The organism is Microbacterium sp. FW305-3-2-15-F-LB2, assembly GCF_058787255.1.
This window is the reverse complement of sequence record NZ_JBYSZO010000001.1, coordinates 3,170,179-3,194,910: the sequence shown is the minus strand read 5'-3', so window position 1 is coordinate 3,194,910 and position 24,732 is coordinate 3,170,179. Positions and strand designations below refer to the sequence as shown.

Annotated in this window: 24 protein-coding genes and 2 riboswitches; of the genes, 12 read left to right on the top strand and 12 right to left on the bottom strand. The window is 72.0% G+C overall.

Translation table 11 applies throughout. The features are described from left to right. Window positions 1-101 precede the first annotated feature (101 nt). Both AC3WLZ_RS15350 and AC3WLZ_RS15345 read right to left on the bottom strand, forming a co-directional pair. On the bottom strand, window positions 102-920 hold the full coding sequence (locus AC3WLZ_RS15350; protein WP_492470636.1) for an ABC transporter permease: 819 nt from the start codon (window positions 918-920) through the stop codon (window positions 102-104). Beyond that, complete coding sequence (locus AC3WLZ_RS15345; protein ID WP_492470635.1) at window positions 917-2,176, bottom strand: ATP-binding cassette domain-containing protein; 1,260 nt, start codon at window positions 2,174-2,176, stop codon at window positions 917-919. The genes AC3WLZ_RS15350 and AC3WLZ_RS15345 overlap by 4 nt, the downstream gene beginning before the upstream one ends. Before the next feature lie 87 nt (window positions 2,177-2,263). Here AC3WLZ_RS15345 and AC3WLZ_RS15340 point away from each other — a divergent pair, with 87 nt between their 5' ends. The 5 genes from AC3WLZ_RS15340 to AC3WLZ_RS15320 all read left to right on the top strand — a co-directional run bounded on the left by AC3WLZ_RS15340 (window position 2,264) and on the right by AC3WLZ_RS15320 (window position 5,970). Continuing rightward, complete coding sequence (locus tag AC3WLZ_RS15340; RefSeq protein ID WP_492470634.1) at window positions 2,264-3,328, top strand: enoyl-CoA hydratase/isomerase family protein; 1,065 nt, start codon at window positions 2,264-2,266, stop codon at window positions 3,326-3,328. Window positions 3,329-3,332: 4 nt separating this feature from the next. After that, window positions 3,333-4,199, top strand: coding sequence for an LssY C-terminal domain-containing protein (locus AC3WLZ_RS15335; RefSeq protein ID WP_492470633.1), 867 nt, complete (start codon window positions 3,333-3,335; stop codon window positions 4,197-4,199). Continuing rightward, entirely contained in the window at window positions 4,196-4,717 is a 522-nt protein-coding gene (locus tag AC3WLZ_RS15330; protein WP_492470632.1) for a hypothetical protein, read from the top strand. Before AC3WLZ_RS15335 ends, AC3WLZ_RS15330 begins: the two co-directional genes overlap by 4 nt. 108 nt (window positions 4,718-4,825) lie before the next feature. Beyond that, entirely contained in the window at window positions 4,826-5,749 is a 924-nt protein-coding gene (locus AC3WLZ_RS15325) for a DnaJ domain-containing protein (protein ID WP_412925773.1), read from the top strand. A gap of 38 nt (window positions 5,750-5,787) precedes the next feature. After that, window positions 5,788-5,970, top strand: coding sequence for a DUF5302 domain-containing protein (locus tag AC3WLZ_RS15320; RefSeq protein ID WP_412925772.1), 183 nt, complete (start codon window positions 5,788-5,790; stop codon window positions 5,968-5,970). Window positions 5,971-6,266: 296 nt separating this feature from the next. On the opposite strand, the gene thiD is transcribed toward AC3WLZ_RS15320, so the two are convergent. From thiD to AC3WLZ_RS15290, 6 genes are all read right to left on the bottom strand, one after another. Continuing rightward, window positions 6,267-7,700 carry a bifunctional hydroxymethylpyrimidine kinase/phosphomethylpyrimidine kinase gene (gene thiD, locus AC3WLZ_RS15315; RefSeq protein WP_492470631.1) on the bottom strand — a complete coding sequence of 478 codons (1,434 nt, stop codon included), beginning with the start codon at window positions 7,698-7,700 and terminating at the stop codon, window positions 6,267-6,269. Further along, the gene (gene thiE, locus AC3WLZ_RS15310; protein WP_492470630.1) at window positions 7,697-8,338 is read right to left on the bottom strand and encodes a thiamine phosphate synthase; all 642 of its coding nucleotides are present in this window, start codon (window positions 8,336-8,338) and stop codon (window positions 7,697-7,699) included. Before thiE ends, thiD begins: the two co-directional genes overlap by 4 nt. Continuing rightward, window positions 8,335-9,126 carry a hydroxyethylthiazole kinase gene (gene thiM / locus AC3WLZ_RS15305; protein WP_492470629.1) on the bottom strand — a complete coding sequence of 264 codons (792 nt, stop codon included), beginning with the start codon at window positions 9,124-9,126 and terminating at the stop codon, window positions 8,335-8,337. The genes thiE and thiM overlap by 4 nt, the downstream gene beginning before the upstream one ends. Then, a riboswitch (TPP riboswitch) is annotated at window positions 9,118-9,208 on the bottom strand. Its footprint overlaps the gene before it by 9 nt. Window positions 9,209-9,246: 38 nt before the next feature. Then, the gene (locus AC3WLZ_RS15300) at window positions 9,247-9,912 is read right to left on the bottom strand and encodes an SDR family oxidoreductase (RefSeq protein WP_492470628.1); all 666 of its coding nucleotides are present in this window, start codon (window positions 9,910-9,912) and stop codon (window positions 9,247-9,249) included. An 80-nt stretch (window positions 9,913-9,992) separates the two neighbouring features. Beyond that, window positions 9,993-11,342 carry an HNH endonuclease signature motif containing protein gene (locus tag AC3WLZ_RS15295; protein ID WP_492470627.1) on the bottom strand — a complete coding sequence of 450 codons (1,350 nt, stop codon included), beginning with the start codon at window positions 11,340-11,342 and terminating at the stop codon, window positions 9,993-9,995. A 147-nt stretch (window positions 11,343-11,489) separates the two neighbouring features. Next, the gene (locus AC3WLZ_RS15290) at window positions 11,490-13,079 is read right to left on the bottom strand and encodes a D-alanyl-D-alanine carboxypeptidase family protein (RefSeq protein WP_492470626.1); all 1,590 of its coding nucleotides are present in this window, start codon (window positions 13,077-13,079) and stop codon (window positions 11,490-11,492) included. 37 nt (window positions 13,080-13,116) lie between these two features. Continuing rightward, window positions 13,117-13,226: riboswitch (TPP riboswitch) on the top strand. On the opposite strand from AC3WLZ_RS15290, the gene AC3WLZ_RS15285 reads away from it, so the two are divergent. The 3 genes from AC3WLZ_RS15285 to AC3WLZ_RS15275 all read left to right on the top strand — a co-directional run bounded on the left by AC3WLZ_RS15285 (window position 13,219) and on the right by AC3WLZ_RS15275 (window position 16,084). After that, entirely contained in the window at window positions 13,219-13,848 is a 630-nt protein-coding gene (locus tag AC3WLZ_RS15285) for an ECF transporter S component (RefSeq protein ID WP_492470625.1), read from the top strand. (Overlaps the previous riboswitch by 8 nt.) Then, window positions 13,848-15,299 (top strand): ABC transporter ATP-binding protein, encoded by a 1,452-nt coding sequence (locus tag AC3WLZ_RS15280; protein ID WP_492470624.1) that lies wholly within the window; start codon window positions 13,848-13,850, stop codon window positions 15,297-15,299. The genes AC3WLZ_RS15285 and AC3WLZ_RS15280 overlap by 1 nt, the downstream gene beginning before the upstream one ends. Then, a complete protein-coding gene (locus tag AC3WLZ_RS15275) occupies window positions 15,296-16,084 on the top strand; it encodes an energy-coupling factor transporter transmembrane component T family protein (protein ID WP_492470623.1) in 789 nt (262 codons plus the stop codon). Before AC3WLZ_RS15280 ends, AC3WLZ_RS15275 begins: the two co-directional genes overlap by 4 nt. A gap of 223 nt (window positions 16,085-16,307) precedes the next feature. Here AC3WLZ_RS15275 and AC3WLZ_RS15270 read toward each other — a convergent pair whose 3' ends face one another. After that, complete coding sequence (locus tag AC3WLZ_RS15270; RefSeq protein WP_492470622.1) at window positions 16,308-16,793, bottom strand: GNAT family N-acetyltransferase; 486 nt, start codon at window positions 16,791-16,793, stop codon at window positions 16,308-16,310. Between the two features lie 138 nt (window positions 16,794-16,931). Here AC3WLZ_RS15270 and AC3WLZ_RS15265 point away from each other — a divergent pair, with 138 nt between their 5' ends. Genes AC3WLZ_RS15265 through AC3WLZ_RS15250 form a run of 4 tightly spaced genes read left to right on the top strand, consistent with a single transcriptional unit; the run spans window position 16,932 to window position 20,311 of the window. Next, on the top strand, window positions 16,932-17,903 hold the full coding sequence (locus AC3WLZ_RS15265; RefSeq protein ID WP_492470621.1) for a hypothetical protein: 972 nt from the start codon (window positions 16,932-16,934) through the stop codon (window positions 17,901-17,903). A gap of 46 nt (window positions 17,904-17,949) precedes the next feature. Next, window positions 17,950-18,711: an SDR family NAD(P)-dependent oxidoreductase gene (locus AC3WLZ_RS15260; protein ID WP_492470620.1), complete on the top strand. Its 762-nt coding sequence runs from the start codon at window positions 17,950-17,952 to the stop codon at window positions 18,709-18,711. After that, complete coding sequence (locus AC3WLZ_RS15255) at window positions 18,708-19,484, top strand: enoyl-CoA hydratase/isomerase family protein (RefSeq protein WP_492470619.1); 777 nt, start codon at window positions 18,708-18,710, stop codon at window positions 19,482-19,484. Before AC3WLZ_RS15260 ends, AC3WLZ_RS15255 begins: the two co-directional genes overlap by 4 nt. Further along, window positions 19,481-20,311, top strand: a complete 831-nt coding sequence (locus AC3WLZ_RS15250) for an SDR family oxidoreductase (RefSeq protein WP_492470618.1) — start codon at window positions 19,481-19,483, stop codon at window positions 20,309-20,311. The genes AC3WLZ_RS15255 and AC3WLZ_RS15250 overlap by 4 nt, the downstream gene beginning before the upstream one ends. Window positions 20,312-20,447: 136 nt before the next feature. Here the strand turns inward: AC3WLZ_RS15250 and AC3WLZ_RS15245 are convergent, their stop codons facing one another. Genes AC3WLZ_RS15245 through AC3WLZ_RS15235 form a run of 3 tightly spaced genes read right to left on the bottom strand, consistent with a single transcriptional unit; the run spans window position 20,448 to window position 24,637 of the window. Beyond that, entirely contained in the window at window positions 20,448-21,293 is an 846-nt protein-coding gene (locus tag AC3WLZ_RS15245; protein ID WP_412925757.1) for a Cof-type HAD-IIB family hydrolase, read from the bottom strand. A gap of 58 nt (window positions 21,294-21,351) precedes the next feature. Then, complete coding sequence (locus tag AC3WLZ_RS15240) at window positions 21,352-22,767, bottom strand: glycoside hydrolase family 1 protein (RefSeq protein WP_492470617.1); 1,416 nt, start codon at window positions 22,765-22,767, stop codon at window positions 21,352-21,354. 19 nt (window positions 22,768-22,786) lie between these two features. Then, window positions 22,787-24,637 (bottom strand): beta-glucoside-specific PTS transporter subunit IIABC, encoded by a 1,851-nt coding sequence (locus tag AC3WLZ_RS15235; RefSeq protein WP_492470616.1) that lies wholly within the window; start codon window positions 24,635-24,637, stop codon window positions 22,787-22,789. Between the last annotated feature and the right edge of the window lie 95 nt (window positions 24,638-24,732).

The following is a 24,732-nucleotide window of genomic DNA, read 5'->3' as shown; positions in this document are numbered from 1 at the left end:
GCTCGCCGGGCGCGCACGCCAGCGCAGCGCAGCGCAGCGCACGGAACGGCGCGGCACGGCACCCCGCGCCGCACCGGACGCGGCGCCCGCCGCAGGCGGTGTCAGTCGACGTCGCGGCGCCAGGTCGTGACGAGACCGATCGCGACGAGCACCACCGCGTAGCCGAGCAGCACGAGGCCGCCGAGCCACCACTCGAGCGGCTCGGCGCCGCCGGCGCCCACGGCGCCGAAGATCGTCTTGCCGACCAGGGCATCGCTCGCGGCGCTCGGGAACCAGCGCGCGACCTCGCCCAGCCCGTCGACGATACCGGCGATCGTCCGCACGATCGGTTCGATGAAGAGCGTCACGGCCAGCACGATCACGATCGCCGCGACCTGATTGCGCACGACCGTCCCGACGCCGATTCCGACCACGGCCCACAGGGCGAAAGCCAGGAGCATCCGTCCGACCAGCACCCACGTGTCGGAGGAGCCGAGTTCGGTGTCGAGACCGAACAGGGCGAACACGCCGGCTCCGGCGCCGATCGCGGCGATCGACCCGAGCACTCCGTAGAGCAGGCCCACCAGGATGCCGATCGCGAACTTCCCGATGAGCACGACGCCGCGGCGGGGCGTTGCGAGGAACGTCGGGGTGAGGGTCTTGTGCCGGAACTCGGTCGTGACCATGAGCGTCCCCGCGAGCAGCGGGAAGACGTATCCCACCGCGCTCGCCGAGCTGTAGACGAGTCCGGCGAGGCCGTCCGTCGAGGGGACGGGCCCCGATGCGCCCGGAAGCTTGCCGGATGCCACGCCCCCGAAGGCCAGCGCCAGCACCCCCGCCGTGAAGCCGACGTAGACGATGAGCACGATGCCCAGGACCCACCATCCCGCGGTGCTGAACTGCTTCGTGTACTCGGAGCGAGTGGATGCCACCAGGCTCATCGTTGCTCCTCCGTGTCGTCGGTGCGGGACTCGACCGGCACGATGTCGATCACTCCGGTCGCGGCCACCGCGTACGAGCGTCGAGGGCCCGGATCGTCTTCGGGCGCCGCCGGTGTCGCGGCGCTCCGCGGGGCGGGGACGATCGCGACGAGGTCGGTCGACGGAGCGGGCTCCGGTGCCGCGGGTGCGGTGGGCGATTCCGCGTGCGCGGGCACGGGTGCGGCCTCCGGCTCGGGCGTCGGGGCCATGGCATCCCCGGCGGGTCCGCCCACCGGGGTCGTGGCATCCCCGGCGGGCCCGCCCACCGAGGTCGTGGCATCCCCCGCCGGCCCGCCCACCGGGGCCGCCGCGCTCGCGTGCGTGCGGACGCCGCTGACCAGCTCGAGGAAGATGTCTTCGAGGCTCGCGCCCTTGCTCTGCAGGTGCGACAGCACGATGCCGGCGCCGGCGGCGAGCGTGCCGATCTCGAGCGGCTCGACGTGCCGGATCGTGAAGCCGTTCCGCAGGAGCTGGAATTCGATGCCCCGCTCATCGAGCAGACGGGACAGGGCCTCGCGATCGGGTGAATCCACGACGGTGGAGTACTCGTCCGGGTCGGCGAGATCCTCCGTGCCGCCCTGGAACACCAGGCGCCCGCGCGAGATGATCAGCAGCGCGTCGACGGTCTGCTGAACCTCGGCCAGGAGATGCGAGGAGATCAGCACCGTGCGCCCCTCTGCCGCGAGGTGGCGCAGGAGCGATCGCATCCATCGGATGCCTTCCGGGTCGAGGCCGTTGGAGGGCTCGTCGAGCACCAGGACGCCCGGGTCTCCGAGCAGCGCCGTCGCAAGGCCCAGCCGTTGCCGCATGCCGAGGGAGTAGCCGCCCACGCGGCGCCCGGCGACATCGGCGAGTCCCACCAGCCCGAGCACCTCGTCGACGCGGGAAAGCGGCAGGCTCGCGGCGCGCGCGTACGCCTTCAGGTGGTTCGCCGCCGAGCGTCCCGGATGGAAACTGGATGCCTCGAGCGCGGCGCCCACGGTCTGCAGCGGTCGCTCGATCTCGGCGTAGCGGCGGCCGCCGATCGTCGCGGATCCGGCGGTGGGGCGCACGAGTCCCAGCAGCATGCGCAGCGACGTGGTCTTGCCCGCACCGTTGGGGCCGAGGAATCCCGTCACCAGGCCCGGCTCCACGCGGGCGGTCAGGCCGTCGACGGCCGACACCGCGCCGAAGCGCTTGGTCAGCCCGGAGAATTCCAGCACCTGTCCTTGGGGCATCGAGTACCTCTCGTTCGGCGGGCGTTCTCCCCATCTTCCCCGATCCGAGGCCGAAAACCCATCTCGCGGGCTGTGTAACGTGGCAGCGTGAACGCACAGCGATCCGACGACGACGCGGTCATCGCGCGAGCCTGGCGCGGGGTCGGCCACCTCACCCTCAACCGCCCTCGCGCGATCAATGCGGTCGACCTCGGGATGATCCGCCTCCTGTCCGCCGCGCTGGACCGGTGGGAGCGCGACTCCGATGTCGACCTCGTGCTCCTCGACGGCGCGGGCGACCGCGGCTTCTGCGCGGGCGGCGACGTGCGGGCCTTGTACGACTTCGTGGTCGACGGACGCATCGACGAGGTAAACACCTTCTTCCGCGAGGAGTACGCCCTCAACCACCGGATCGCGACCTACCCGAAGCCGATCGTCGCGATCGCCGACGGCGTGACGATGGGCGGCGGGATCGGCCTGGCCGGCCACGCGCGCATCCGCATCGTCACCGAACGCTCGCAGCTGGCCATGCCCGAGACCCGGATCGGCTTCACCCCCGACGTCGGCGGATCGTGGCTGCTCGGGCGCGCGCCCGGCCGCCTGGGCGAGTACCTGGGTCTCACCGGCGCGACGATGGATGCCGCCGACGCGATGTACGCCGGCTTCGCCGACCACCTCGTCCCGGTCGCCCACCTCCCGGCCCTGCACGAGGCCCTGGAGTACCGCGCCGACCCGTCGAGCCCCACCGAGCTGGTGCTGCTGTTCGACGAGAGCCCCGAGAGATCGAACCTCGAGACCTGGCGTCCGTGGATCGACGACGCCTTCTCGGCCGACGACCTCGATGGCATCCTGCACCGGCTCCGTCAGCGCTGGGAGCCGGAGGCGCACGCCACCGCCGACCTGCTCGAGGCGTCGGCTCCGACCGCCGTGAGCGTGACGCTGGAAGCCGTCCGACGGGCGCGGGCGCTGCCGTCGCTCCGGGCCGCGCTCACGCAGGAGTACGGGCTCGTCGTGTGGTTCGCGACGACCCAGCCCGACCTCGCCGAGGGCATCCGCGCGCAGCTCGTCGACAAGGACCGCTCGCCGTCGTGGTCGCCGGCCCACCGCTTCGACCTTCCGCCGCACCGCGTCGCCGAGGCGTTCGCCCATCAGCCCGAACCGGCTCTCTGGTAACGCCATGGAGAGGCGGCGGCGCTGGTCGATCGGGCGGCTGCTCGACGGGTTCTTCTTCATCTTCGGCGGTCTCGCCGCCGTCTGGCTCGCGTACCTCAGCTTCACCCAGACCTTCACGATCGGCTGGGGCGGGATCGTCATGGCGATCGTGTTCTGGGGGCTCCTCGCCTACCTCGTGCTGCCGCGGCTGCATCGCATCCTGACCGCGGTCTACGTTCCCGACTACTTCATGGGACGCACGCGCACGTCCGACGGCCTGCTGGGCGACCCGGTGAACCTGGCGTTCCAGGGCGACCGCGCCCAGGTCGAGGCGACCATGGCGGCCGCCGGATGGATCCCGGCCGACCCGGTGAGTCTCGGCTCGTCGTGGCGCATCGTGGCCTCGACGTTGCGCCGTCAGAGCTACCCGACGGCGCCCGTCAGCCCGCTGTTCCTGTTCGGGCGGATGCAGGACCTCGCGTACCAGCAGGAGGTCGCCGGATCCCCCGCGCAACGGCACCACGTCCGCCTCTGGCGCTGCCCCGACGGCTGGCTGCTCCCGGGTGGGCGGCGGGTCGACTGGCTCGCCGCCGGCACGTTCGACCGCGCCGTCGGGCTCTCGCTGTTCACCCTCCAGGTGACGCATCGCATCGACGCCGACACCGACATCGAGCGCGACCACATCGTCGCGACCGTGCAGACGCTGCCCGGCGTCGTGGTCGACGTCATCCGCGACTTCTCGACCGGCTACCACTCGCGCAACGGCGGCGGCGACAGCATCACCACGGACGGCGATCTGCCGATCCTCGACGTCCGCGGCGTCGACCCGGTTGCCCTCGAACGGTGGACGGATGCCGGGACGCACGCCGCCGAAGCGGGAGGCCGGCCGTGAGCGAGAGGCATCCGCAGAAGAGGGCGGCGTTCGAGCCGCTCGCCGCCCCGGTCGCGCACGACCCGGCGATGCGCCGCCCGGCCGCGACCGTCGCCGGGGGAGTGCTCGTCCTCCTCCGTGCTCTGGCGGGGATCGTGTGGGGCCTCGCGGTCGCGTTCGACCTGCCGCCCTGGCTGCAGGTGGTCGCCGGCGCGGCGGACGGTTCCGGCGCCGAACCGACGTTGACCCTCGCGGACGTCGGAGTCGGCGCCGGTGTGTTCTTCGGCATCCTGGGCGGCATCGCGCTCGTCCAGGTGGTGTTCGGCATCCTGTTGCTGCGCGGCAGCAACCTCGCCCGCGTGATCGTGATGCTCGTGTCGACGGTCTCGATCGTGACGGCGTTCGTCGGCTGGTGGGAGCTCGGGCAGGAGATCACGGTGGGGACCACACTCGTCACACTGAGCCTCGACATCCTGGTGCTGCTCGCCCTCTCGAGCCGGGATGCCGCCGCATACGCCCGCCGGAACGAGCGGCGCTGACGCGGGGTGCCGCCGTCAGCGAAACCTCGGGCGCATCCCGGGGGTTGCACAGACGGCGGCCGATAGCCTGGAGGGTGCCGCACCCGGGCGGCGGAACGGATGACGGACGTGTTCGACAGTCCCATGTCGCTCTCGGCGTACGAGGTGCTCCGCGTCGATGTCGACATCGACGACGACGGGCTGCGCCGTGCCTACCGCGTGCGGCTGCGTGAGACCCACCCCGACACCGGTGGCGATGCCGCCCTGTTCGTGCAGGTGCAGCGCGCGTGGGAGCTCGTCGGCACGCCCGAGGCCCGCGCCGCCTATGACCGCGGCCGTGGACACGCGTCGGCCGAGTGGGGCGGCGGGACGGCGGCATCCACCCCTCCGCGTCCGGACACCCGACCCCGCGCCCGCGCCTACGGGCAGCCCGGCGGATGGCGGCGCGAGCGGTACCTGTCGCTCATTCGTGAGTGGGTGGGCCGCGGCGTCGACGTCGCCGACCCCTACGACCCCGCGCTCGTGCGGTCGGCGCCGCCCGAGATCCGGCACATCCTCGCCGACGCGCTCGCCGAGGAGGAGACCGCGCGCCTCGTGGCCGAACTCGGCATGGGGTACACCGTGTGGCACGACGTCTTCGCCGACCGCGACGGCCTCGACCCGGAGCAGAAGCTCGACCACCTCGTGCTCGGCCCCAGCGGCCTGTACGCGATGCTCAGCGAGGACTTCGGCGGTCCGGTGGGCGTGCGCCGCGGCGAGATCACCGGGCCTCACGTGATCGGCTCGCCTGTTACGCAGCTCGTCTCGCGCGCCCGCGTGATCGCGCGCGCCGCGGGCGTCCGGTTCAGCGGTGCGATGGTCGTGCTGCCCGACGACGCGATCCTCGACGCCGTCACCGACCTCGGCAAGGTCCGCGGAACGCCGGTCGTACTGGTGCAGCGGAGCGCCCTCACGACGCTCTTGCGTCGCGGCATCCCCGGTGCCCGCGAGGTCGGCGGCACCGAGCTGTTCGACATCCGCACCCGGCTGCAGCAGCGCGTCCGTCACGTCTGACGGCGCACGGGTCAGCCGGACATGCCTAGGGTGGGCACATGAGTACCGACGAGACCCCGGATGCCACGGCATCCGACGAGATGAAGCGAAAGTTCAAGGAAGCCCTGGCGAAGAAGAACGGGCAGCAGCGGTCGGGTCAGGCTCACCTGGACGGTCACTCGGCCGTGCAGGGCACGCATGGAGCCGTCACGAAGCGGGAGTTCCGCCGCAAGAGCGGCTGATCCGACCGTCCGGTGTCACTCGCCGACGTGTGGGCGGTCCGAACTCCTGAGTTCTGGGCGTTCGCGGGTTTCTCGATGCGTCGAGCACGCGCGGGATGCCGAAAACTCAGGTGTTCGGCCCGCCGCACCGCCGCGAACCCCCGCCGCGCCGCGGCGTCGGCCCGCTTCACCCCCGCGAACGACCGCCGCGCCCCGGCGTCGGCCCTCCGCACCGCCGCGAACGCCCGCCGCGCCGCGGCGTCGGCCCGCCTCACCCCCGCGAACGCCTGCCGCGGGCCGGCCGGTCCGGCGCGGACTCACCCGCGCAGCGGAGCCTCGAAGAAGGCCAGCTCCTGCCGCATCGACCGGTCGTAGGCCGCCGACATCGCGGCCCGGACGGCGGGGGATGCCGCTCGCGCGGCGGTGTCCGCGATCCGCGAGGCCTCGGCGGACGACGCTGCGAACACCTCGTCGCCGTAGGCCGTGAGCCAGTCGGCGTAGGCGTGGTCGGGGTCGAACGTGCCGCGCCAGCGCGCGCCGATGTCGGTGTACAGCACGAAGCAGGGCAGCACCGCCGCGACCAGCACCGCGTACGAGCCGCCCGCCGAGACGGCGTGCAGATGGTCGGTGTACGCGGTGGTGTCCGGCGCGGGCGCGAGGGCGGTGGCATCCACGTGGCTCTCGTGCAGGCGCGCTTCCTCGGCGAGGCACGAGGCCGACGCGGCCGCCCAGAACCGCTGTTCTTCCGTCGTCGGGGCGAGCGCCGCTGCCCGGGCGAGCACGCGGGCGTACTCGCGCAGGTACAGCAGATCCTGCCCCAGGTACCAGGTGAAAGCCGCGCGATCCAGGTCGCCGGATGCCAGCCCCCGCACGAAGGCGCTGGCGTCGACGTCGGCGCGCACCGAGGCCGTGGCATCCCACCGCTCGACGCTCCACGCCGGTCCGAGGTCGAGGTGCGGCCGCAGCGCGTGGAAGTGATCGATGGGACCGTTGCCGCGTCCCACACGGAGGTCGGCGGCATGCTCCAGAGCGCCGGTGAGCCAGGGCTTCGCCCGCTCGAGCGCGGCGGGCCACGCGAGACCGCGCGCGGCGAGTGTCGCCATCGCGGATGACAGCGAGCACCCTGTCCCGTGCGTGTGACGGGTGTGGACGCGCGGGCCCGACACCGGGTGGATGCCGTCGGTGTCGACGATGGCATCCGGGCTGTCGGGGCCCGACAGGTGCCCGCCCTTGAGTAGCACGGACGTGTCGGCGCGGGAGGCGAGGGTCCGCGCCTGCGCGATCGCGGCGTCCCAGTCGGCCGCGACCGGCTCACCGACGAGCACGGCGAGTTCGGGCAGGTTGGGGGTCACGAGATGGGCGAGACGGCACAGCTCGCGCACGGCCGCCTCGGCGTCGGCGTCGAGCAGGCGGTCGCCGCTCGTGGCGATCATCACCGGGTCGAGCACGACCACCGGCGGCCGCACTTCGGTGAGCCACGCGGACACCACCGCGACGACCTCGGCCGACCCGAGCATCCCGATCTTCACGGCATCGATGTCGACGTCGTCGCTGACGGCGCGGAGCTGCGCCGCCAAGAATGCCGTCGGCGGGACGTGCACCTCGCGCACCCCGAGGGTGTTCTGCGCGACGAGCGCGGTCACGGCGGCCATCCCGTACCCGCCGAACGCCGAGATCGACTTGAGGTCGGCCTGAACGCCTGCGCCCCCGGTCGGGTCGGTCCCCGCGATGCTGAGGACGCGCGGGATCATGACCACGCCTCGCGGAGCGCGCGCGTCGCCGCCGCAGGATCCTCCGCCGCGCTCACGGCCGACACGACGGCGACCCCCGCCGCTCCGGCTCGACGCAGCGGGGCCACATCGTGCGTCTGGATCCCTCCGATCGCGACACACGGCAGAGGGGCGGATGCCACCAGTTCGGCGAAGCCGTCCACCCCGAGCGGCTCCGGGTGATCGGGCTTGGTCGCGGTGGCGCGGATGACGCCGACGCCGAGGTAGTCCACAGTGTCGGGGGGCAGCGCGGCGGCGGCGGCGAAGTGCGCCGGGGTGTTCGCGGTCCAGCCGATGAGGGCATCGGCACCGAGGAGCCGGCGCGCGGCGAAGACCGGCAGATCCGTCTGGCCGAGATGCACGCCGTCGACGCGTGCGCCCGCTGCGCGGGCGGCGAGCACGACGTCGACGCGGTCGTCGACCACGAACATCACGCGTCCGGCGATGACGTCGGAGAGCGCCGTGACGCGGTCGAACAGGTCGCGCCCGGTCGCCGTCTTGTCGCGGAACTGCACGACGCTGACACCGGAGCTCGCGGCCGCGTCGACGACGTCGACGACGTGCGCGAACGGCATCCGGTCATCGGTGACGAGGTGCAGCGACAGATCGGTCGCGTTCACGCCTGGACCCGCCCGTCGAGGTCACCCGGCTCGATCGCGGCGAGGGCGTCGAGGAACGTGACCGCGAACGACCCCGGTCCGCTCGAGGCCGCCTCCGCCCGCTCCGAGGCCACGGCCCAGATGGCGCTCGCCGCGACCGCGGCGTCGAACGGCGCCGATGTCGCCAGCAACGCCGCCATCGCCGCGCCGAGGGCGCAGCCGCCGCCGGTCACGCGGGTGAGCAGCACGCTCCCGCCCGGGACGCGCGCGATGCGGTCGGCATCCACGATGAGATCCACCGCGCCCGAAACGGCGACCGTCCCGCCGGTGCGCTGCGCGAGGGTCCGCGCGGCGTCGAGTGCGGCATCGGGGGTGTCCGTGGAGTCCACGCCACGCCCGCCCGCTCCCGCCCCGGCCAGGGCGAGGATCTCCGACGCGTTGCCGCGCACAATGGCCGGCCGCGCCTCGAGCAGTTCGTGGGCGAGGGCCGTACGGACCGGCAGCGCCCCGACGGCGACCGGGTCGAGCACCCACGGCGTCCCGGCGGCCACGGCCTCTCGGGCGGCGTCGCGCTGTTCCGCGGTCGGGGTGCCGAGGTTGACCAGGACCCCACCGGCGACGCGGGCGAAGAATCCGGCCTCGCCCGGGATGTCGCACATCGCGGGCGACGCGCCGAGGGCGAGGAGCGCGTTGGCCGTGAAGTTGGTGACCACGGCGTTCGTGATGCATTGCACGAGCGGTGGGGAGCCGCGCAGAGCGGCGAGAGCCTCGACGGCGGTGGACGGAGACGACGACGTGCGAACGACCATTCGCGACATCCCTTCGCTAGTACGAACTAGATCAGGTTCGACGGGTGTGTTCTCAGCCCCTGGGGCACCCCGTGTCACTGCGGGCGACGCTAGCACGACGGAGGTCGTCGCGTCGGCCGGTCAGTAGCGCGCGGAGAATCCGCCGTCGGTGTGCAGAAGCTGACCGCTGACCCAGCGACCCTCGTCCGACAGAAGGAACGCCGTGATGGCGGCGATATCGCGGGGGACGCCGAGCCGGCCGAGCGGCTGGTGCGCGATCACGGCGTCGCGCGTTGCGGTATCCATCCAGCCGGTGTCGATCGGTCCCGGGTTCACGACGTTCGCGGAGATGCCTCGTGGTCCCAGCTCCCGAGCAGCGGAGACGACGATTCTGTCGAGCGCACCCTTCGAAGCGCCGTACGGAAGATTCCCGGTGGTGTGGTCGCTCGTGAACGCGACGATCGCGCCACCGGTCTCATCGACCTGCCGCGCGAACGCCGCGATCAGGAGAAGACTTGCGCGGGCGTTGACGGCGACGTGGTGGTCGAAGCTCTCGGCGGTGGTGTCCAGGATGCCGGATTCGACACCGTGCGCGTGGCTGAGGACGAGCGCGTGGAGCGGGCCGCGCTCGCGGGAGACGCGTTCGACGAGGTGCGTCGGAGCGGTCGGGTCGGCGAGGTCGCAGGGGTAGTCACCGGTCTCGAGTTCGCTGGTCACGACGTCCCACCCGTCGGCTTCGAGGCGGGGGATGATCGCGGCGGCGATGCTGTTGGCGCGCGCGGCGCCGGTGACGAGAGCCAAGGGCATGAAGCGAGGCTACGGTGCAAGCGAAACCGGATGCTGCGCGCTCTGCAACGCGTCGGGCACTGCGACACACAGGCGCAGCGTCAGAAGGGGGCCGCTGGCACGTCCGGTTCGGGTGGGGAGGGGTCGTCCGGAACGAAGCGGACAGCGGGAGAGTAGGGCAGGGGCTCATCGGTGTACGTGCGCCCGGTGGGGCTGGTCCAGCGGAGGACTCCGCCGGGGAGCTGGGTCACTCTCCAGCGGGTGAACTGTTTCTGCGTGTGGTGCCGTTGGCAGAGGTGCGCGAGGTTCGCGACGTCGGTCGGGCCGCCCAGCGCGTAGTCGTGCGTGTGATCCACCTCGGCACGGACCGCCGGAACCGTGCAGCCGGGCCACCGGCAGTGGCGGTCGCGGGCACGGAGGAACCGGTCGATCGCGCTGCCGCGGTGGTAGGTGTCGGTGTACAGCACCGCGCCGGTGACGGGGTGGGTGACGACCCGATCCCAGGGGAGCACGGTCGTCTCGGCGAGAGCGCGCGCGGTGCCGGCATCGACGGGGCCGTGTCCGACGAGTTCGGCGGGGTCGAGGTTCTCCTCCGCAGGTCGCAGCATGGTCAGCGCGGGCACGACGACCTGGACCCGCGCGCGGATGCTTCCAAGGGCGCCGGGGCCGTCGTCGGTGCGGGTCGGATCGGCATCGGGCGCGGCGGTCAGCAGAAGGTCGGCGAGGATGTCTGCGCGAAGCTGCGCGGTGGTGCGGTCATCCGTGCCTGATTCGGTCGTCGCGTCCCTCGCGTCGACAAGAGCGTGGGCCTGCCGGCTCAGACGGTCGTAGATCCCGACCGCGAGCACGGTCGGCAGCGTCGCGATGAGGTCGGACATGCCGTCGACCCCGGTGATGACCCGAACACACCGTGTGTCACGTCCGCGCTGGTGACGCTCCGTCAGAGTGGCCGGTTGCAGACGTTCGGCGAGCACAGCAAGACGCGAGCGCAGCCGGCCGGGGCTGAGGCCGTCGGCGGTCGCGACGGCGAGCAGGTCGTACTCGGCGCGCGCGTCGACGGGGAGAGGCGCCCCGACATCGGCGATCGCGTGCACGTGGGCACGCGTGATGACCCCCGCCTCCCACGCGGCGAGGGTCTGCGGATAGTCGTCGACCAGCGTCATGGCGCGGCCGATCTGCGACTGCACGCTGCGATCGGACAGACTCTCGGCCGCCGCGAGCTCGGAGGCGACCTCCCGCAGCGCCATCTCGGAGGCTCGGGCGGTCGCCCGCCGGTCGGCCATCACGTCAAGGGCGAGGTGCCCGGCCGCCGCCAGGGCGCGGGTTCGCGCCACCTCGGCAGCGGCGAGCTCGGACCCGGCGCGGAGCGCGTCGTCGAGGACCGCGGACAACCCGGCCGGATGGCCCGCCGTGGCCGCGGAGGGAGTGTCGGGAGGGGGATCGGAAGACATGTGTGCATGCTAGCGAGGGCCGCCGACATCGAACCCCGCCCGCGCGGCATCCCGGGGATGGATGCCATCGCACGCGGGTTGTGGAGGAGCAGCGCCGGAGCCCGCAGTCGGATGCCGGCAGGCGGCACCGCGACGAGCGGACGCCCGTCAGTCGTTGAGACCCAGGAGGTCGAGGGGATGCGTCAGCCGCCACCACGGGCTCGGCGGGTCGACGTCGTCCTGCAGGCGCACATCGACCGTGGCGGCGTCGAGCGGCCCGGTGGTGATCAGTTCGCCCGCGGTGTCGCCCGCGTCGCGCGACTCGCCCAGCGTGAAGGACACGTCCGGGGTGGCGCTCGCACCGTTCCACAGCACGTTCTGCGCGTCCTCCGCGGTGACGAGCGCGACGTCCTCGCCCCACAGCGTCGAGACCCGGCCGACCACGGTCCCCGCGGGCACGGAGGTGCGCACCTGGATCTCCTCGGCCAGGCGCGCGTACAGGTCGCGGCTGGCCTGATCACGGGCGTCCGGGCCGGGCTGTCCGAGCACCGCCGCGTACGTGCGCACCGTGACGTCGCCGACCGTCAGATCCTTCGCCGACAGCAGGTTCCAGGCATCCAGGGTCCCGGTCTTGATGCCGACGACGCCGGGGTCGGCCAGCAGCGGGTTGCCGTTGCGGAACGACCCGGCCCCCGGGAGGGACAGCTCCCGGGTCTGGACGATGTCGGCGATCACCGGGTTCTGCAGCGCCTTCTGCGCGAGCGCGATGAGCGCCGCGGGGGTCGCGGTGTTCCCCGCCTCGATCCCCGTCGGATTGACGATGGTGATGCCCGAGATGCCCCGGTCGGTCAGGTACTGGTCCGCCGCCGCGGCGAAGTCGGCGTTCGACGGCCAGATCTCGGATGCCAGGCGCTGGGCGTAGTTGTTGGCGGAAGCGATGAGCATGCCCTGAAGCATCTGCAGTTCGGTGAGGGTCCCGTCGACGGGGACGTCGAGTGAGGATTCGCCGCGGAAACGGTATTGCCAGTAGTCGTCGCTGTCGGCCTGCGTGAACGCGTACGAGGGTCCCTGCTCACCGGGCGCGAGCGGCAGTCGATCCAGCACCAGGAGGGCGGTCACGATCTTGGTGATGCTGGCGATCGACTCGGGGTTCTCCGCGGAGGAGAGCACGCCGGGGATGCCCTGGACGGCGATCGCGGCTTCTCCCTGACCGGGCCAGGCGGGCGCGGCGGCGGGCGCGGCGGCGACGTTCACGATGAGCGGGGTCACCCGCGGCGGCACCGCGTTCAACGGCCACAGCAGCGTGACCGCAGAGTAGATCGCGACCAGCAGCAGCAAGAGCAGCGGCGGCACCACCGTGCCGGGACGGAGCGCGCGACGGCGCCGACCGGCGAGGAGGTCGAGCGGGCGCGGCTGAGTCGCGGTGAGCGCGAACTCGGGAGCGGGGCGGGGAGCCGCGGCGCCCTCGGGGTCGACCCAGGTCAGCGCGATGGGTCCGCCGATGAGGATGCGCTCGGGAGCCGGGGCCAGCGCGGGCGCCGGTGCGCCGACGTCGGGGGCCGGGGCGTCGGTGTCCGTGGGGGTGTCGGCGTCCGAGGGGTCGTCGGCGTCCGAGGGGGCGTCGATGTCCGAGGGGCGCTCGGCATCCGAGGGGGCGTCGATGGACGCCGTGGGCTCGAGCTCATCCCCGCTCCGGTCGCCCGACGCGTCGACCCGGTCACGCAGCTCGCGCCGTGTGGCCGGGTTCTGGTCGTGCACTCGCCCACGCTACCCCGGCGACCGGCCTATACTCGGGAACCACAACCACGGGAGTCCGGTGAGCCGGGCTGAGAGGAAGCGACCCACGCTTCGACCGTCGAACCTGATCCGGATCATGCCGGCGCAGGGAGGAGAACACATGCACGCGTCCGCGTCCACCCGGACGGCCCCCGCCGTCGCCACGTCCGACCGGTTCCGGTGGCGGGTCGTCGACATCGTCGTCGCCGCCGTCCTCGGCGTCGCGATCGGCCTCATCTTCTGGGCCTGGAACACCGTCGGCGGTCTCTGGTTCGCCGCGATGGACGGGCTCACGCCCGGTCTCGGCGGCATCGCCGTCGGAATCTGGCTCCTCGGCGGCGTCGTCGGCGGGCTCGTGATCCGCAAGCCTGGCGCGGCGCTCCTCGTCGAGCTCATCGCCGCTGTCGTGTCCGCCCTCATCGGCAACGTCTGGGGTATCAGCACGATCTACTCGGGCCTCGCGCAGGGCCTCGGCGCGGAGCTGATCTTCCTGGCGTTCCTGTACCTGCGCTTCTCGTTGCCGGTCGCGATGCTCGCCGGCGCGGGCGCCGGTGTCGGGGCGTGGGTGCTGGAGTTCTTCACCGGCAACATCGTCAAGACCGCCGAGTTCAACCTCCTCTACCTCGGCACGCTCATCGTCTCGGGTACGGTGCTGGGCGGCGTCGTGGGGTGGCTGCTGGTCCGGGCGCTCGCCGCGAGCGGCGCGCTCAGCCGCTTCGCCGCGGGACGCGAACGCCGCCGCGAGGTCTGATGCCGCATCCGGCCCGGGTCGAGGTCGATGGCTGGGGATGGCGCTACGCCGGTCGCCGGCTGCCGGCCACCCGCGACATCGACCTGACGATCGACCCGGGTGAGCGGGTGCTCCTGCTGGGCGCCTCCGGTGCGGGCAAGTCGACGTTGCTCGCCGGGCTCGCCGGGCTGCTCGGCGGCAGCGACGAGGGCGAAGCGAACGGTCGCATCCTCGTCGACGGCCAGGCGCCCGAGTCCCAGCGCGGGCGCATCGGCCTCGTCCTGCAAGACCCGGAGGCCGGCGTCGTGCTGTCGAAGGTCGGCGATGACGTCGCGTTCGGGTGCGAGAACCTCGGGGTGCCCGCCGACGCCATTCCCCTGCGGGTGGCCGGAGCGCTGGCATCCGTGGGATTGGACGTGCCCCGCGATCGGCCGACGAAGGCTCTGTCGGGAGGGCAGAAGCAGCGGCTCGCGCTCGCCGGCGTGCTGGCGATGCAGCCGGGGCTGCTGCTGCTCGACGAGCCCACCGCCAACCTCGACCCCGACGGCGTGCGCGAGGTGCGCTCCGCCGTCGAACGGGTGGTGGCGGGCGGTGAGACCACCCTCGTGCTCATCGAGCACCGCACCGCGGTGTGGGCCGACCTCGTCACCCGCGTGATCGTGCTGGCGCCGGGAGGGGGCCTTCTCGCCGACGGTCCGCCCGCGCGAGTGTTCGCCGAGCACGGTGCGGCGCTCGCCGCGGCGGGCGTGTGGGTGCCGGGGCGTCCGGTCGACCTGCCCGCGCTGGCTCCGGCCCCCCCGTCGATGGATGCCGTGCTCTCGGCATCCGGGCTGACGATCGGTCGCGAGCGCCGGACGCCGGTCCTTGCGGGACTCGACGTCCGCATTCCCGAGGGGAGCGGCACGGTCGTGACAGGCCCCAACGGCGCCGGGAAGTCCACCCTCGCGCTGACCCTCGCCGGGTTGCTGCCCGAGCTCGCGGGAGAGATCGAGGCATCCGCGTCGCTGGCCGCCCGCGGCATCCGGCGTCCCTCCCGCTGGCGCTCGACCGAACTCCTCACGCGGATCGGCACGGTGTTCCAGGAGCCGGAGCACCAGTTCCTCGCCACCACCCTCCGCGACGAACTCGCCGTCGGGCCCCGCGCGCTGCGGATGCCGACGACCGAGGTCGACGCGATCGTCGACGAGCTGCTCGAACGGTTGGACCTGGCATCCCTCGCGGAAGCCCACCCCTTCACGCTCTCCGGCGGGCAGAAGCGGCGGCTGTCGGTCGCGACCGTCCTGGCATCCTCGCCCGCGGTGATCGTGCTCGACGAGCCCACGTTCGGTCAGGACCGCCGCGGCTGGAGCGAGGTCGTCGCCCTGCTCCAGCGCGAGATCGCGCGGGGCCGGACGGTCGTCGCCGTCACCCACGACGCCGACGTCGTGCGGCATCTGGGACAGCACCGCATCACCCTCGGGAGCGCGGCGTGACGGCGACGCTGGCGCGGAGCGAGCGCACGCTGTCGTGGCTGGACGGGGTCAACCCGGTCACGAAGATCCTCATCGCCCTCGTGCTCTCAGTGCCGTTGTTCGCCACGCTCGACCCGGTGAGCGCGTCCGTCGCCATCGTGCTCGAGCTGCTGTGCGTGCCCCTCACCGGACTCGCGGTCGCAACGGTGCTGCGACGTCTCATTCCCGTCGTCGTGTTCGCCCCCGTCGCGGGCGTGAGCATGCTGCTCTACGCGCAGCCGGGCGGCACCGTGTACGGCCAGTTCCTCTTCGCCACCGTCAGCGACGACTCGATCGCGCTGTCCCTCGCGGTGATGCTGCGCGTGCTCGCCCTCGGGCTCCCCACGATCCTGCTGTTCGGACGCACCGATCCGACCGAACTCGCCGATGCGCTCGCGCAGGTCGCCAAGCTCCCGAGCCGTTTCGTGCTCGGCGTTCTGGCGGGGGCCCGCACGGTCGGGCTGTTCGTGGACGATTGGCGCACGATGACCCTCGCCCGCCGCGCGCGCGGCCTCGGCGATCGTGGCGCGGTGCGCCGGTTCCTCGGGATGGCGTTCGTGCTGCTCGTGTTCGCCGTCCGCCGCGGCACGACCCTCGCGACCGCGATGGAGGCCCGGGGCTTCGGCGCCGAGGTCGAACGCACGTGGTCGCGGCCGTCGCGCCTGCACCCGCGCGACGGCGTGGCTCTCGCGGGGGCCGTGGCGCTCATCGGTGTCGCGCTCGCCGTGGCCGTGGCGTCCGGGGCCTTCCGCTTCGTCGGGGGCTGACGCGTGTCACGGCGGGCGCTGACGCGTCAGAGCGCGAGGGCTGACGCGTCGCGCGGTGGGGGCTGACGCGTCACACGACGGGGGCTGGCGCGTCTCGCGGTGGGGGCTGACGCGCCCCACGGCGAGGGCTGACGCGCCACCGCGTGGGCTGACGCGTCCCGCGGCGTGGGCTGACGCGCCCCGCGGCGAGGGCTGACGCGCCCCACGGTGGAGGGGCTTCGCGTCAGAGCGGCCGCTCGAAGCACAGCGACTTCGGCATCGTGGCGACGTAGGGCTCGTAGACGGGGATCGGGGTGAACCCCGCGGCAGCGTACAGCGCGAGCGATTCCGGTTGCATGCGCCCGCTCTGCAGGATCACGCGGGAGGCGCCACCCTCGCGTGCCCGCCTCACCACCGCGTCCGTCAACGCGCGACCGACACCGCGCCGGCGCGCGGCCTCGGTGACGATGAGGCGCTTCAGCTCCCACTCTTCGCCGAGGCGCCGCAGCAGCACGTGTCCGAGCGCGGAACCGTCGGCATCCACGGCCAGGAAAGTGGCGACGACCTGCTCGGCGTGCACGGCGAGCGCCTCGGTCCGTTCCTCCGCCACTCCGGGCGGGTCGTCGGCATCGGCTTCGCGGTACCGCTCGTCGAGGTCGAGGTCCAACAGGGCGCGCAGGGCGACGGCCCGGGGATCGTCAACGGCCACGTGTTCCACCGTGAAGTCCATCCGACGAGCCTAGAACGCCGGATCCTGGACGATCGCCGCAGTTGTTGTCAGGATCCCTCGTGGACAGACCCCCGGCGGCGGCTACGCTGAGTCCTCGCCGTCCCCCACTTCGGGTGGCGGAACGGGGGTGAGGGTGCCATGGCTCTGTCGTTGGCGTTGCTCGCGATGAGTATCGCCGTGGTCGGCTCCGTGCTCTTCGTCGCCCTGCCGCGCGTGGGCTCGCCTGGCCCGTTCACGCTGTTCCTGCGTTTCGCTGCGGCGTCCGCCGTGGCCGCCGTCGGAGCCAGCGCGCTCTACCTCGCGTACGGGGGGAGCGGGAGCCGGGCGTCGCTCGCCGTCGCCGACATGTGCATGGTGCTCGCGCCCCTGCTGCTGTTCGTCGCACTGCGCGTGCTCGACGGACGGTCGGGCCTGGGGTGGTCGGTGGGCGCCTTCGCGGTCTCGATCGCCGTTGCCACGGTCACGACCCTCGCCCCCGAGACGGTGTCGATGCCGGTCAAGGTCGCGGTCCTCGCGGTCGTCTGCACGGGCTGCACGTGGGCCGCCGCCCGCTCGGACGCCGAGCCGTGGTCCGCGATGCGGACGATCGCGCTCGCGACCGCGGCCTACTCCGTCTTCTCGGTGCTGCGGGGAGTGATCGCGATTCTGACGGGATGGGGCTCGCCGCGCTACGACCTCGCTTTCTCCTTCGTCCCCGCCACCATCGTGGGCATGCTCGTCGTGGCCGTGATCGGCGTCGCGGTCGTGCGGCTCGCCCGCGCCCGCGAGCGGGTCAGCGTGTCGCGCGCGCCCCATCCCGCCGGTGCGGTCGTCGTGGTCGGCGACTGGAGTCTGGCCTCCGCGGCGTACGGAGTGGACCGCGTGCGAGGTCTCGTAAGCGACTTGCGCGAGGCCGCGCGGGTTCTCGATCCTCAGGCCGGAGACGTTCCGCGGGGCGTCGAGGTGGCCGTTCCCCACCCGGTTGCCGCCCTCGCTGAGCGTCTGCGCACGACGTACGGGTGGAGCGCCGACGAGATCGCCCTCCTCGCGGACGGAGCGTCCACGGGCGCCATCCGCACGCACGCCGTCCGCGGTCACGGGTGGTCCCGCGATCGTCCACGCCGAACCTGAGTCCCGGGTAGAGTGACACTGAGTTTCTGCCTTCGAAGGAGAACGCATGGACATCGCGGGTGCATCCGCCCTCGTCACCGGAGGGGCCTCGGGCCTCGGCCTCGCCACGGCGCATCGCCTCGCCGCCGCGGGCGCGCGCGTGACGATCATCGATCTGCCCTCCTCCGCGGGGGCGAGCGTGGTGGACGAGTTCGGGGGGACGTTCGCCCCGGCCGACGTCACCGACGCCGAGCAGGTCGCCGCCGCCGCGGCCCGCGCCGTCGAGTCCGGGCCGCTGCGGGTCGTCGTGAACTGCGCGGGCATCGCCCCGCCGGCCAAGGTGCTCGACCGCGACCTGAAGCCCACGCCGCTGGCGGATTTCGAACGCCTCGTCCGGATCAACCTCGTGGGCACCTACAACGTCATCGCGCAGACGTCGGCGCTCATGGCGGCGCAGGACCCGACCGAGAGCGGCGACCGCGGCGTGATCGTGAACACCGCGAGCGTCGCGGCCTTCGACGGGCAGATCGGCCAGCCCGCGTACTCGGCGAGCAAGGGCGGTGTGCACGCGATGACCCTGCCGATTGCGCGCGAGCTCGCGCGTCACGGCATCCGGGTCGTCACGATTGCGCCGGGGATCATGGAGACCCCCATGCTCAAGGGCCTGCCGCAGGCCGCGCAGGACTCCCTCGGCCAGCAGGTGCCGTACCCGTCGCGGCTCGGCGCCCCCGACGAGTACGCGCGCCTCGTGCTCGCGATCGTCGACAACGGCTACCTCAACGGCGAGACCATCCGACTCGACGGCGCGATCCGGATGGCACCGAAATGACCGACGGCATCCTCCTCTCCGTCGACGCCGGCCTCGCCCGCGTCACGTTCGACCGCCCAGCCTCGCTCAACGCAATGGACTTCCCGATGGCCCGCCGTTGGCGCGACGTCGCGCACGAGGTCACCTCGGATGCCTCCGTCGGAGCGGTGATCCTGGATGCCACGGGCCCCGCGTTCTGCGCCGGCGGCGACGTCGTGGCGATGGCGACGACCGGCGCGTCGGGCTCGGTCGTGACCGAGACGGCCGAAGCGATCCACGACGGCATCCGCACGTTCGTCGAGGCGCCGCTGCCGATGGTCGCGGCGGTGCAGGGGGCGGTCGCGGGCGGCGGACTCGGCCTCATGCTCACCGCGGACTACGTCGTCGCGAGCGAGAACGCCCGTTTCGTCAGCCGCTACGCCAACATCGGCCTCACGCCCGATCTCGGTGTGTCGACGCTGCTGCCGGCGGCGATCGGCCAGCGCCGTGCGCTGCAGCTGCTGCTGCAGGATCGGATGCTGGATGCCGCCGAAGCCCTCGAGTGGGGTTTGGTCGCCGAGGTCGTGGCATCCGGGGATCTGGCCTCGCGGGTGGAGGGGATCGCGCGGTTCTGGCTCGACGGGGCGACCGCCGCGTTCGGCCAGGCGACGCGTCTCGTGCGCGTCGGCGCGGGTCGCTCCTTCGCGGAGAACCTCTCCGACGAGGCTGCGACGATCGGCGCCGCCTTCGACACCCCCGAGGCGCGGGCGCGGGTCGCGGCCTTCGCCGCCGCCTCCGCGAAAGGACGCTCATGACCCTCGCCGGAAAGACCATCCTCATGTCGGGCGGGAGCCGGGGCATCGGCCTCGCGATCGCGCTGCGCGCCGCGCGCGACGGCGCGAACGTCGCGTTGCTGGCCAAGACCGACACGCCGCACCCGAAACTCGAGGGCACCGTGCACACGGCGGCCGAGGCGATCCGCGCCGCGGGCGGTCGCGCGCTGCCGATCGTCGGCGACGTGCGCGACGAGGAGTCGATCACCGAGGCCGTGCTGCGCACGGTCGGCGAGTTCGGCGGCGTCGACATCGTGGTGAACAACGCCAGCGTCATCGACCTTTCGGGGTCGCTCGACCTCGCGACGAAGAAGTACGACCTGATGCAGGACGTCAACGTGCGCGGGACCTTCGTGCTCTCGCGCGCCGCGATCCCGCAGCTTCGTGAGGCGTCCAACCCGCACATCCTGTCGCTCTCGCCGCCGCTGAACGTCACGTCGAAATGGCTCGGTGCGCACACCGGGTACAGCCTGGCGAAGTTCGGCATGACGATGGCGACGCTGGGGATCGCGTCGGAGTTCGCGAGCGACGGGATCGCCGCGAACACCCTGTGGCCGCGGACGACCATCGCGACCGCGGCGGTGCAGAACGTCATCGGCGGCGACCGGCTCATGCGGGTCTCGCGCACGCCCGAGATCTACGCGGATGCCGCGTACGAGGTGCTCACCCAGCCGTCGCGCGAGCTCACCGGCCGGACGCTGATCGTCGAGGACGTGCTGGAGGCCGCGGGCGTGACGGATTTCTCCGGCTACGCCGCCGTCCCCGGCACCCCCGACGAGGCCATGTACCCCGACATCTTCCTGGACTGAGGCCGTTCGCACCGGGCAGCGGCCCGGGATGCGCCCGCGCTCGGGCGGCATCCGAGAAACGCTCTCTGCACCCGGATACGCTCGCTGCGAACGTTTCTCAGTGCAGAATGCGTTTATCGGTGGGGCGGCACCGGCCTCAGATCAGGCCGAGCTCGGCGAACGCGTTGTGGACGCCGTCGTCGAGCACGGCGGTCGTCACGCGACCGGCCAGAGCCTGCAGTTCGGGTACCGCGTTGCCCATGGCGACCGGGGTGCCGACGACCTGGAACATCTCGACGTCGTTCCACGAGTCACCGATGCCGATGGCATCCGCCGGGTCGAGGCCGAGCAGCGCGAGCACCTCGAGAATCGCCGAGCCCTTCGTCACGCCACTGAGCCCGATCTCGCCGTTCGACCCGCCGGGCAGCGGAATCGACCCCGGGATGACATGGAAGCGCTCGCCCAGTTCGACCCCGGCGTGCGCGACCGTGTCGGGGGCGGGGCTGATGAACACGGCCTTCGCGACGCGGTCGCGGTCGATGTCGGCGAGGGGTCGGGCGCGGGGAACCGAGGTGGTCGGCTCGATGTCCAGCCCGAGGGCGGCGATCTCGGCCGCTCGGCGGGCCAGACGCTCGCGCAGGTACTCGCGCATCGTCGGCTCGATACCCGGAGAGGCGAACACCGCCTCGTGCGTCTGCAGGAAGTAGTGGATGCCATGCGCGACGAAGTAGTCCTCGATGGCGGCCACGTCGTCCCGGCGCATCGGGTGCTGCACGACGAACTCGCCGTCGCGTGTGGCGTAGGCCCCGCCGTTGCTGATCGCGCCGTCGAAGCCGATCGCTTTCACGTCGGGGTGGATGTCGCCGTCGGCGCGGCCGGTGCACAGCCACACGAGGTGGCCGTTCGCGCGGGCGCGGCGTATGGCGTCGACCGTCGAGGGGGCGATCACCGATCCGTGCTCGAGGATCGTGCCGTCGACGTCGAGGAAGGCGATGCGGGTCATGGTTCTCCGCGGATCGGCCCCGGGCCGTGAGGGCCCGGGGCCGATCCGATCGATGGGATCAGCGGGTCAGGGACGCGCCGTTGGTCCGGATGACGTCGCCGTACCAGTGGAACGACTTCTTCCGGTACCGATCGAGGGTGCCGGAGCCGTCGTCGTTACGGTCGACGTAGATGAAACCGTATCGCTTGCTGAGCTGTGCCGTGCTCGCGCTGACGATGTCGATGCAGCCCCACGAGGTGTAGCCGAGCACGTCGACACCGTCCTGCAGCGCTTCGCCGACCTGCACGAGGTGGTCGTTGAGGTACTGGATGCGATAGTCGTCGACGACCGTCTTCTCGCCGTCGACCTCGACGAGCTGGTCGCGGGCGCCCAACCCGTTCTCGACGATGAACAGCGGCTTCTGCCAACGGTCCCAGAACTGGTTGAGCACGAGCCGCAGGCCGACGGGGTCGATCTGCCAGCCCCACTCGCTGGCGGGCAGGGTCGGGTTGGGGACGCCGCCCATGATGTTGCCCTCGGCGGTGGCCCGCTTCTCCGGGTCGCCCGTCTCGGCGATCGACATGTAGTAGCTGAACGAGACGAAGTCGACGGTGTTCTTGAGGTCGTCGCGGTCCTCGTCGGTGATGTCCAGCGCGATGCCCTTCTCGCGCAGGGTGCGCAGGAAGTAGCCCGGGTACTCTCCGCGCGTGTGCACGTCGCCGTAGACGAGGTTGCCGTGGTCGGCATCCATCACCGCAACCGCGTCGACCGGCGACGGGGTGAGCGGGTAGATGGGCATGGACAGCACCATGCAGCCCACCTTCGCCTCGGGGGCGACCTCGCGGGCGATGCGCGTGGCGCGGGCGGACGCCACGAGCTCGTGGTGCATCGCCTGGTACAGCTCGCTCTGGGGGACGCCGCCCTCGGGGATCGGGATGCCGCCGCTCATGAACGGCGCGTGCAGGAGCGAGTTGATCTCGTTGAACGTCAGCCAGTACTTCACGCGGCTGCCGTAGCGCTCGAAGAGCGTGCGGGCGTAACGCTCGTAGAAGCCGATGAGCGCGCGGTTCGTCCATCCGCCGTAGGCCTCGGCCAGGTGCAGCGGCGTCTCGTAGTGCGAGATCGTCACGAGCGGCTCGATGCCGTGCTTCTCGAGCTCGTCGAGCACGCGATCGTAGAACGCCAGACCAGCCTCGTTGGGCTCGGTCTCGTCGCCGTTCGGGAAGATCCGGCTCCACGCGATCGAGAACCGGTAGACCGAGAAGCCCATCTCGGCGAACAGCGCGATGTCCTCGGCGTAGCGGTGGTAGTGGTCGATGCCGACGAGCTTGAGGTTCTCGGGGGTCGGGCGGTCACTGCGGGGACCCGAGATGCCGCGGGGCATCACGTCCTGCACCGAGAGGCCCTTGCCGTCCTCGTCGTACGCGCCCTCGATCTGGTTCGCCGCGGTCGCGCCGCCCCAGAGGAAGCCGTCAGGGAAGGGGGTGTTCGTCATTCTTCTGTCTCCAGGGGGGTCAGCGGGCGGTGGACATCGAGTCGACGGACACGGCGCGGAAAAGCGTCTCGCCGTGCGAGAGCGGGCCGGATGCCACGTCGGCGACGTCGGGGTAGAGGTCGCCGTTGGTCACGATGACCGGGGTGATCAGGTCGTAACCGGCGCGTTCGATGGCGTCGCCGTCGAACTCCAGCAGCAGGTCGCCGGCCTTGACCTCCTGACCCGACGAGACCTTCAACGAGAAGTGCTGACCGCCGAGCTTGACGGTGTCCAGGCCGACGTGGATGAGCAACTCGACGCCGTCGACGCCGCGCAGGCCGATCGCGTGGCCGGTGGGGAAGGCGGCGACGACGCTGGCGTCGAAGGGGGCGTAGACCGCGCCGGACGTCGGCCGGACGGCGACGCCCTTGCCGAGCGAACCGTCGGCGAAGGCGGCATCCGGCACCTCGCTCAGCGCGACGACCGAGCCGTCGACGGGGTTGAGGACGACGGTGTCGGTCGCGGCGGCCGGGGTCGCAGCGGTGTCGTCGACGGGGTCAGCGAAGCCGATGAGCAGCGTCAGCAGGAACGGCACGAGGATCGCGACGGCCAGGCCGATGCCGAGCATGACCATGTTGCCGTTGCCGAGCAGCGCCGGGAGGGCGAGGCCGGACGGGACGACGAAGGCCGTCGAGAAAACCCCGCCCATCGCGATGATCGCGCCACCGAGGGCACCGCCGACGATGCCGAACGCGAACGGGCGCTTGAGGGGCAGGTTGATGCCGTAGATCGCGGGCTCGGTGATGCCGGCGAGGAAGCCGGAGAGCGTGGCGGGAGCAGCGAGGGATCGCAGGTTCTTGTTGCGGGTGCGCGCGAAGACGCCCGCGACGGCCGCGGCCTGCGCGAGCACGGCGGCGAAGACGGGGCCGATGAGGAGGATCATGCCGGTCGTCTGGTACTCGAGCTGGAACAGCGGCACGAGTCCCCAGTGCAGGCCGAAGATCACGAAGACCTGCCACAGGCCGCCCATGATCGCGCCGCCGAGCCACGGCACGGTCTGGAAGACCCAGCCGATGCCCGAGGCGAGACCGCCGCCGATGAGCGCCGAGATCGGTCCGATCACGACGAAGACGAGCGGTACGGCGACGAGGACCACGATCATCGGGGTCACGAAGCGGCGGATCGCGCCGGGGAGCACCCTCAGCAGGAAGCGCTCGGCGTGGCTCTGCAGCCACACGATGATGATCACCGGGATGACGCTGGAGACGTAGCTCACCATCGTCACCGGGATGCCGAAGAACGTCACGTCCGGGGCGCCGGTGAGGGCCGTGATCGACGGGTACACGAGGGCGCCGGCGATCGCGAAGGACGTGAACTCGGAGGCCTTGAAGTAGCGCGCCGCGGTGATCGCGAGCGCCAGCGGCAGGAAGTTGATCAGCGCGTCCGAGAGGGCGTTGAGGATCGTGTAGGTGGAGGTCGTGGCATCCATCCAACCGAAGGTGACCGCCGCGGCGAGGAACGCCTTGAGCAGACCGGTGCCGGCGAGGGCCCACAGGATCGGCGTGAAGATCGCCGAGATCATCTTGATGAAGCGGTTGAAGAGGTTTCCCTTGGGGCCGTCCTCCGCGCCCGCGTCGCCGCCGACCTTGGTCTGCGCCTGGATCGCGGCGTACACGTCGGGGACGTCGTTGCCGATCACCACCTGGTACTGCCCGCCCGCCTGCGCGGTGGTGATGACGCCGGGGACGGCGCGGATCGCCGCGGCATCCGCCTTGCTCTCGTCCTTCAGGACGAAACGCAGTCTCGTCGCGCAGTGCACGAGCGACTGCACGTTGTTCTCTCCACCGACGCCGGCGAGAACGCCCGCCGCTGTCTTCGCGTGATCCGCCATCGGAACCGCCTGCCTTTCACCGCATCCATGCGGCCTGTCTCATGTTCTGTGGCGACGCACCGGGGCTGTTTCGGGCAATAAAAAAGACCCGAATC

Coding starts and splice junctions, on each gene's coding strand:
- AC3WLZ_RS15350 (WP_492470636.1), bottom strand. CDS start 920: ATGAGCCTGGTGGCATCCACTCGCTCCGAGTACACGAAGCAGTTCAGC.
- AC3WLZ_RS15345 (WP_492470635.1), bottom strand. CDS start 2,176: ATGCCCCAAGGACAGGTGCTGGAATTCTCCGGGCTGACCAAGCGCTTC.
- AC3WLZ_RS15335 (WP_492470633.1), top strand. CDS start 3,333: ATGGAGAGGCGGCGGCGCTGGTCGATCGGGCGGCTGCTCGACGGGTTC.
- AC3WLZ_RS15320 (WP_412925772.1), top strand. CDS start 5,788: ATGAGTACCGACGAGACCCCGGATGCCACGGCATCCGACGAGATGAAG.
- thiD (WP_492470631.1), bottom strand. CDS start 7,700: ATGATCCCGCGCGTCCTCAGCATCGCGGGGACCGACCCGACCGGGGGC.
- thiM (WP_492470629.1), bottom strand. CDS start 9,126: ATGGTCGTTCGCACGTCGTCGTCTCCGTCCACCGCCGTCGAGGCTCTC.
- AC3WLZ_RS15300 (WP_492470628.1), bottom strand. CDS start 9,912: ATGCCCTTGGCTCTCGTCACCGGCGCCGCGCGCGCCAACAGCATCGCC.
- AC3WLZ_RS15295 (WP_492470627.1), bottom strand. CDS start 11,342: ATGTCTTCCGATCCCCCTCCCGACACTCCCTCCGCGGCCACGGCGGGC.
- AC3WLZ_RS15285 (WP_492470625.1), top strand. CDS start 13,219: ATGCACGCGTCCGCGTCCACCCGGACGGCCCCCGCCGTCGCCACGTCC.
- AC3WLZ_RS15280 (WP_492470624.1), top strand. CDS start 13,848: ATGCCGCATCCGGCCCGGGTCGAGGTCGATGGCTGGGGATGGCGCTAC.
- AC3WLZ_RS15270 (WP_492470622.1), bottom strand. CDS start 16,793: ATGGACTTCACGGTGGAACACGTGGCCGTTGACGATCCCCGGGCCGTC.
- AC3WLZ_RS15265 (WP_492470621.1), top strand. CDS start 16,932: ATGGCTCTGTCGTTGGCGTTGCTCGCGATGAGTATCGCCGTGGTCGGC.
- AC3WLZ_RS15260 (WP_492470620.1), top strand. CDS start 17,950: ATGGACATCGCGGGTGCATCCGCCCTCGTCACCGGAGGGGCCTCGGGC.
- AC3WLZ_RS15255 (WP_492470619.1), top strand. CDS start 18,708: ATGACCGACGGCATCCTCCTCTCCGTCGACGCCGGCCTCGCCCGCGTC.
- AC3WLZ_RS15250 (WP_492470618.1), top strand. CDS start 19,481: ATGACCCTCGCCGGAAAGACCATCCTCATGTCGGGCGGGAGCCGGGGC.
- AC3WLZ_RS15245 (WP_412925757.1), bottom strand. CDS start 21,293: ATGACCCGCATCGCCTTCCTCGACGTCGACGGCACGATCCTCGAGCAC.
- AC3WLZ_RS15240 (WP_492470617.1), bottom strand. CDS start 22,767: ATGACGAACACCCCCTTCCCTGACGGCTTCCTCTGGGGCGGCGCGACC.
- AC3WLZ_RS15235 (WP_492470616.1), bottom strand. CDS start 24,637: ATGGCGGATCACGCGAAGACAGCGGCGGGCGTTCTCGCCGGCGTCGGT.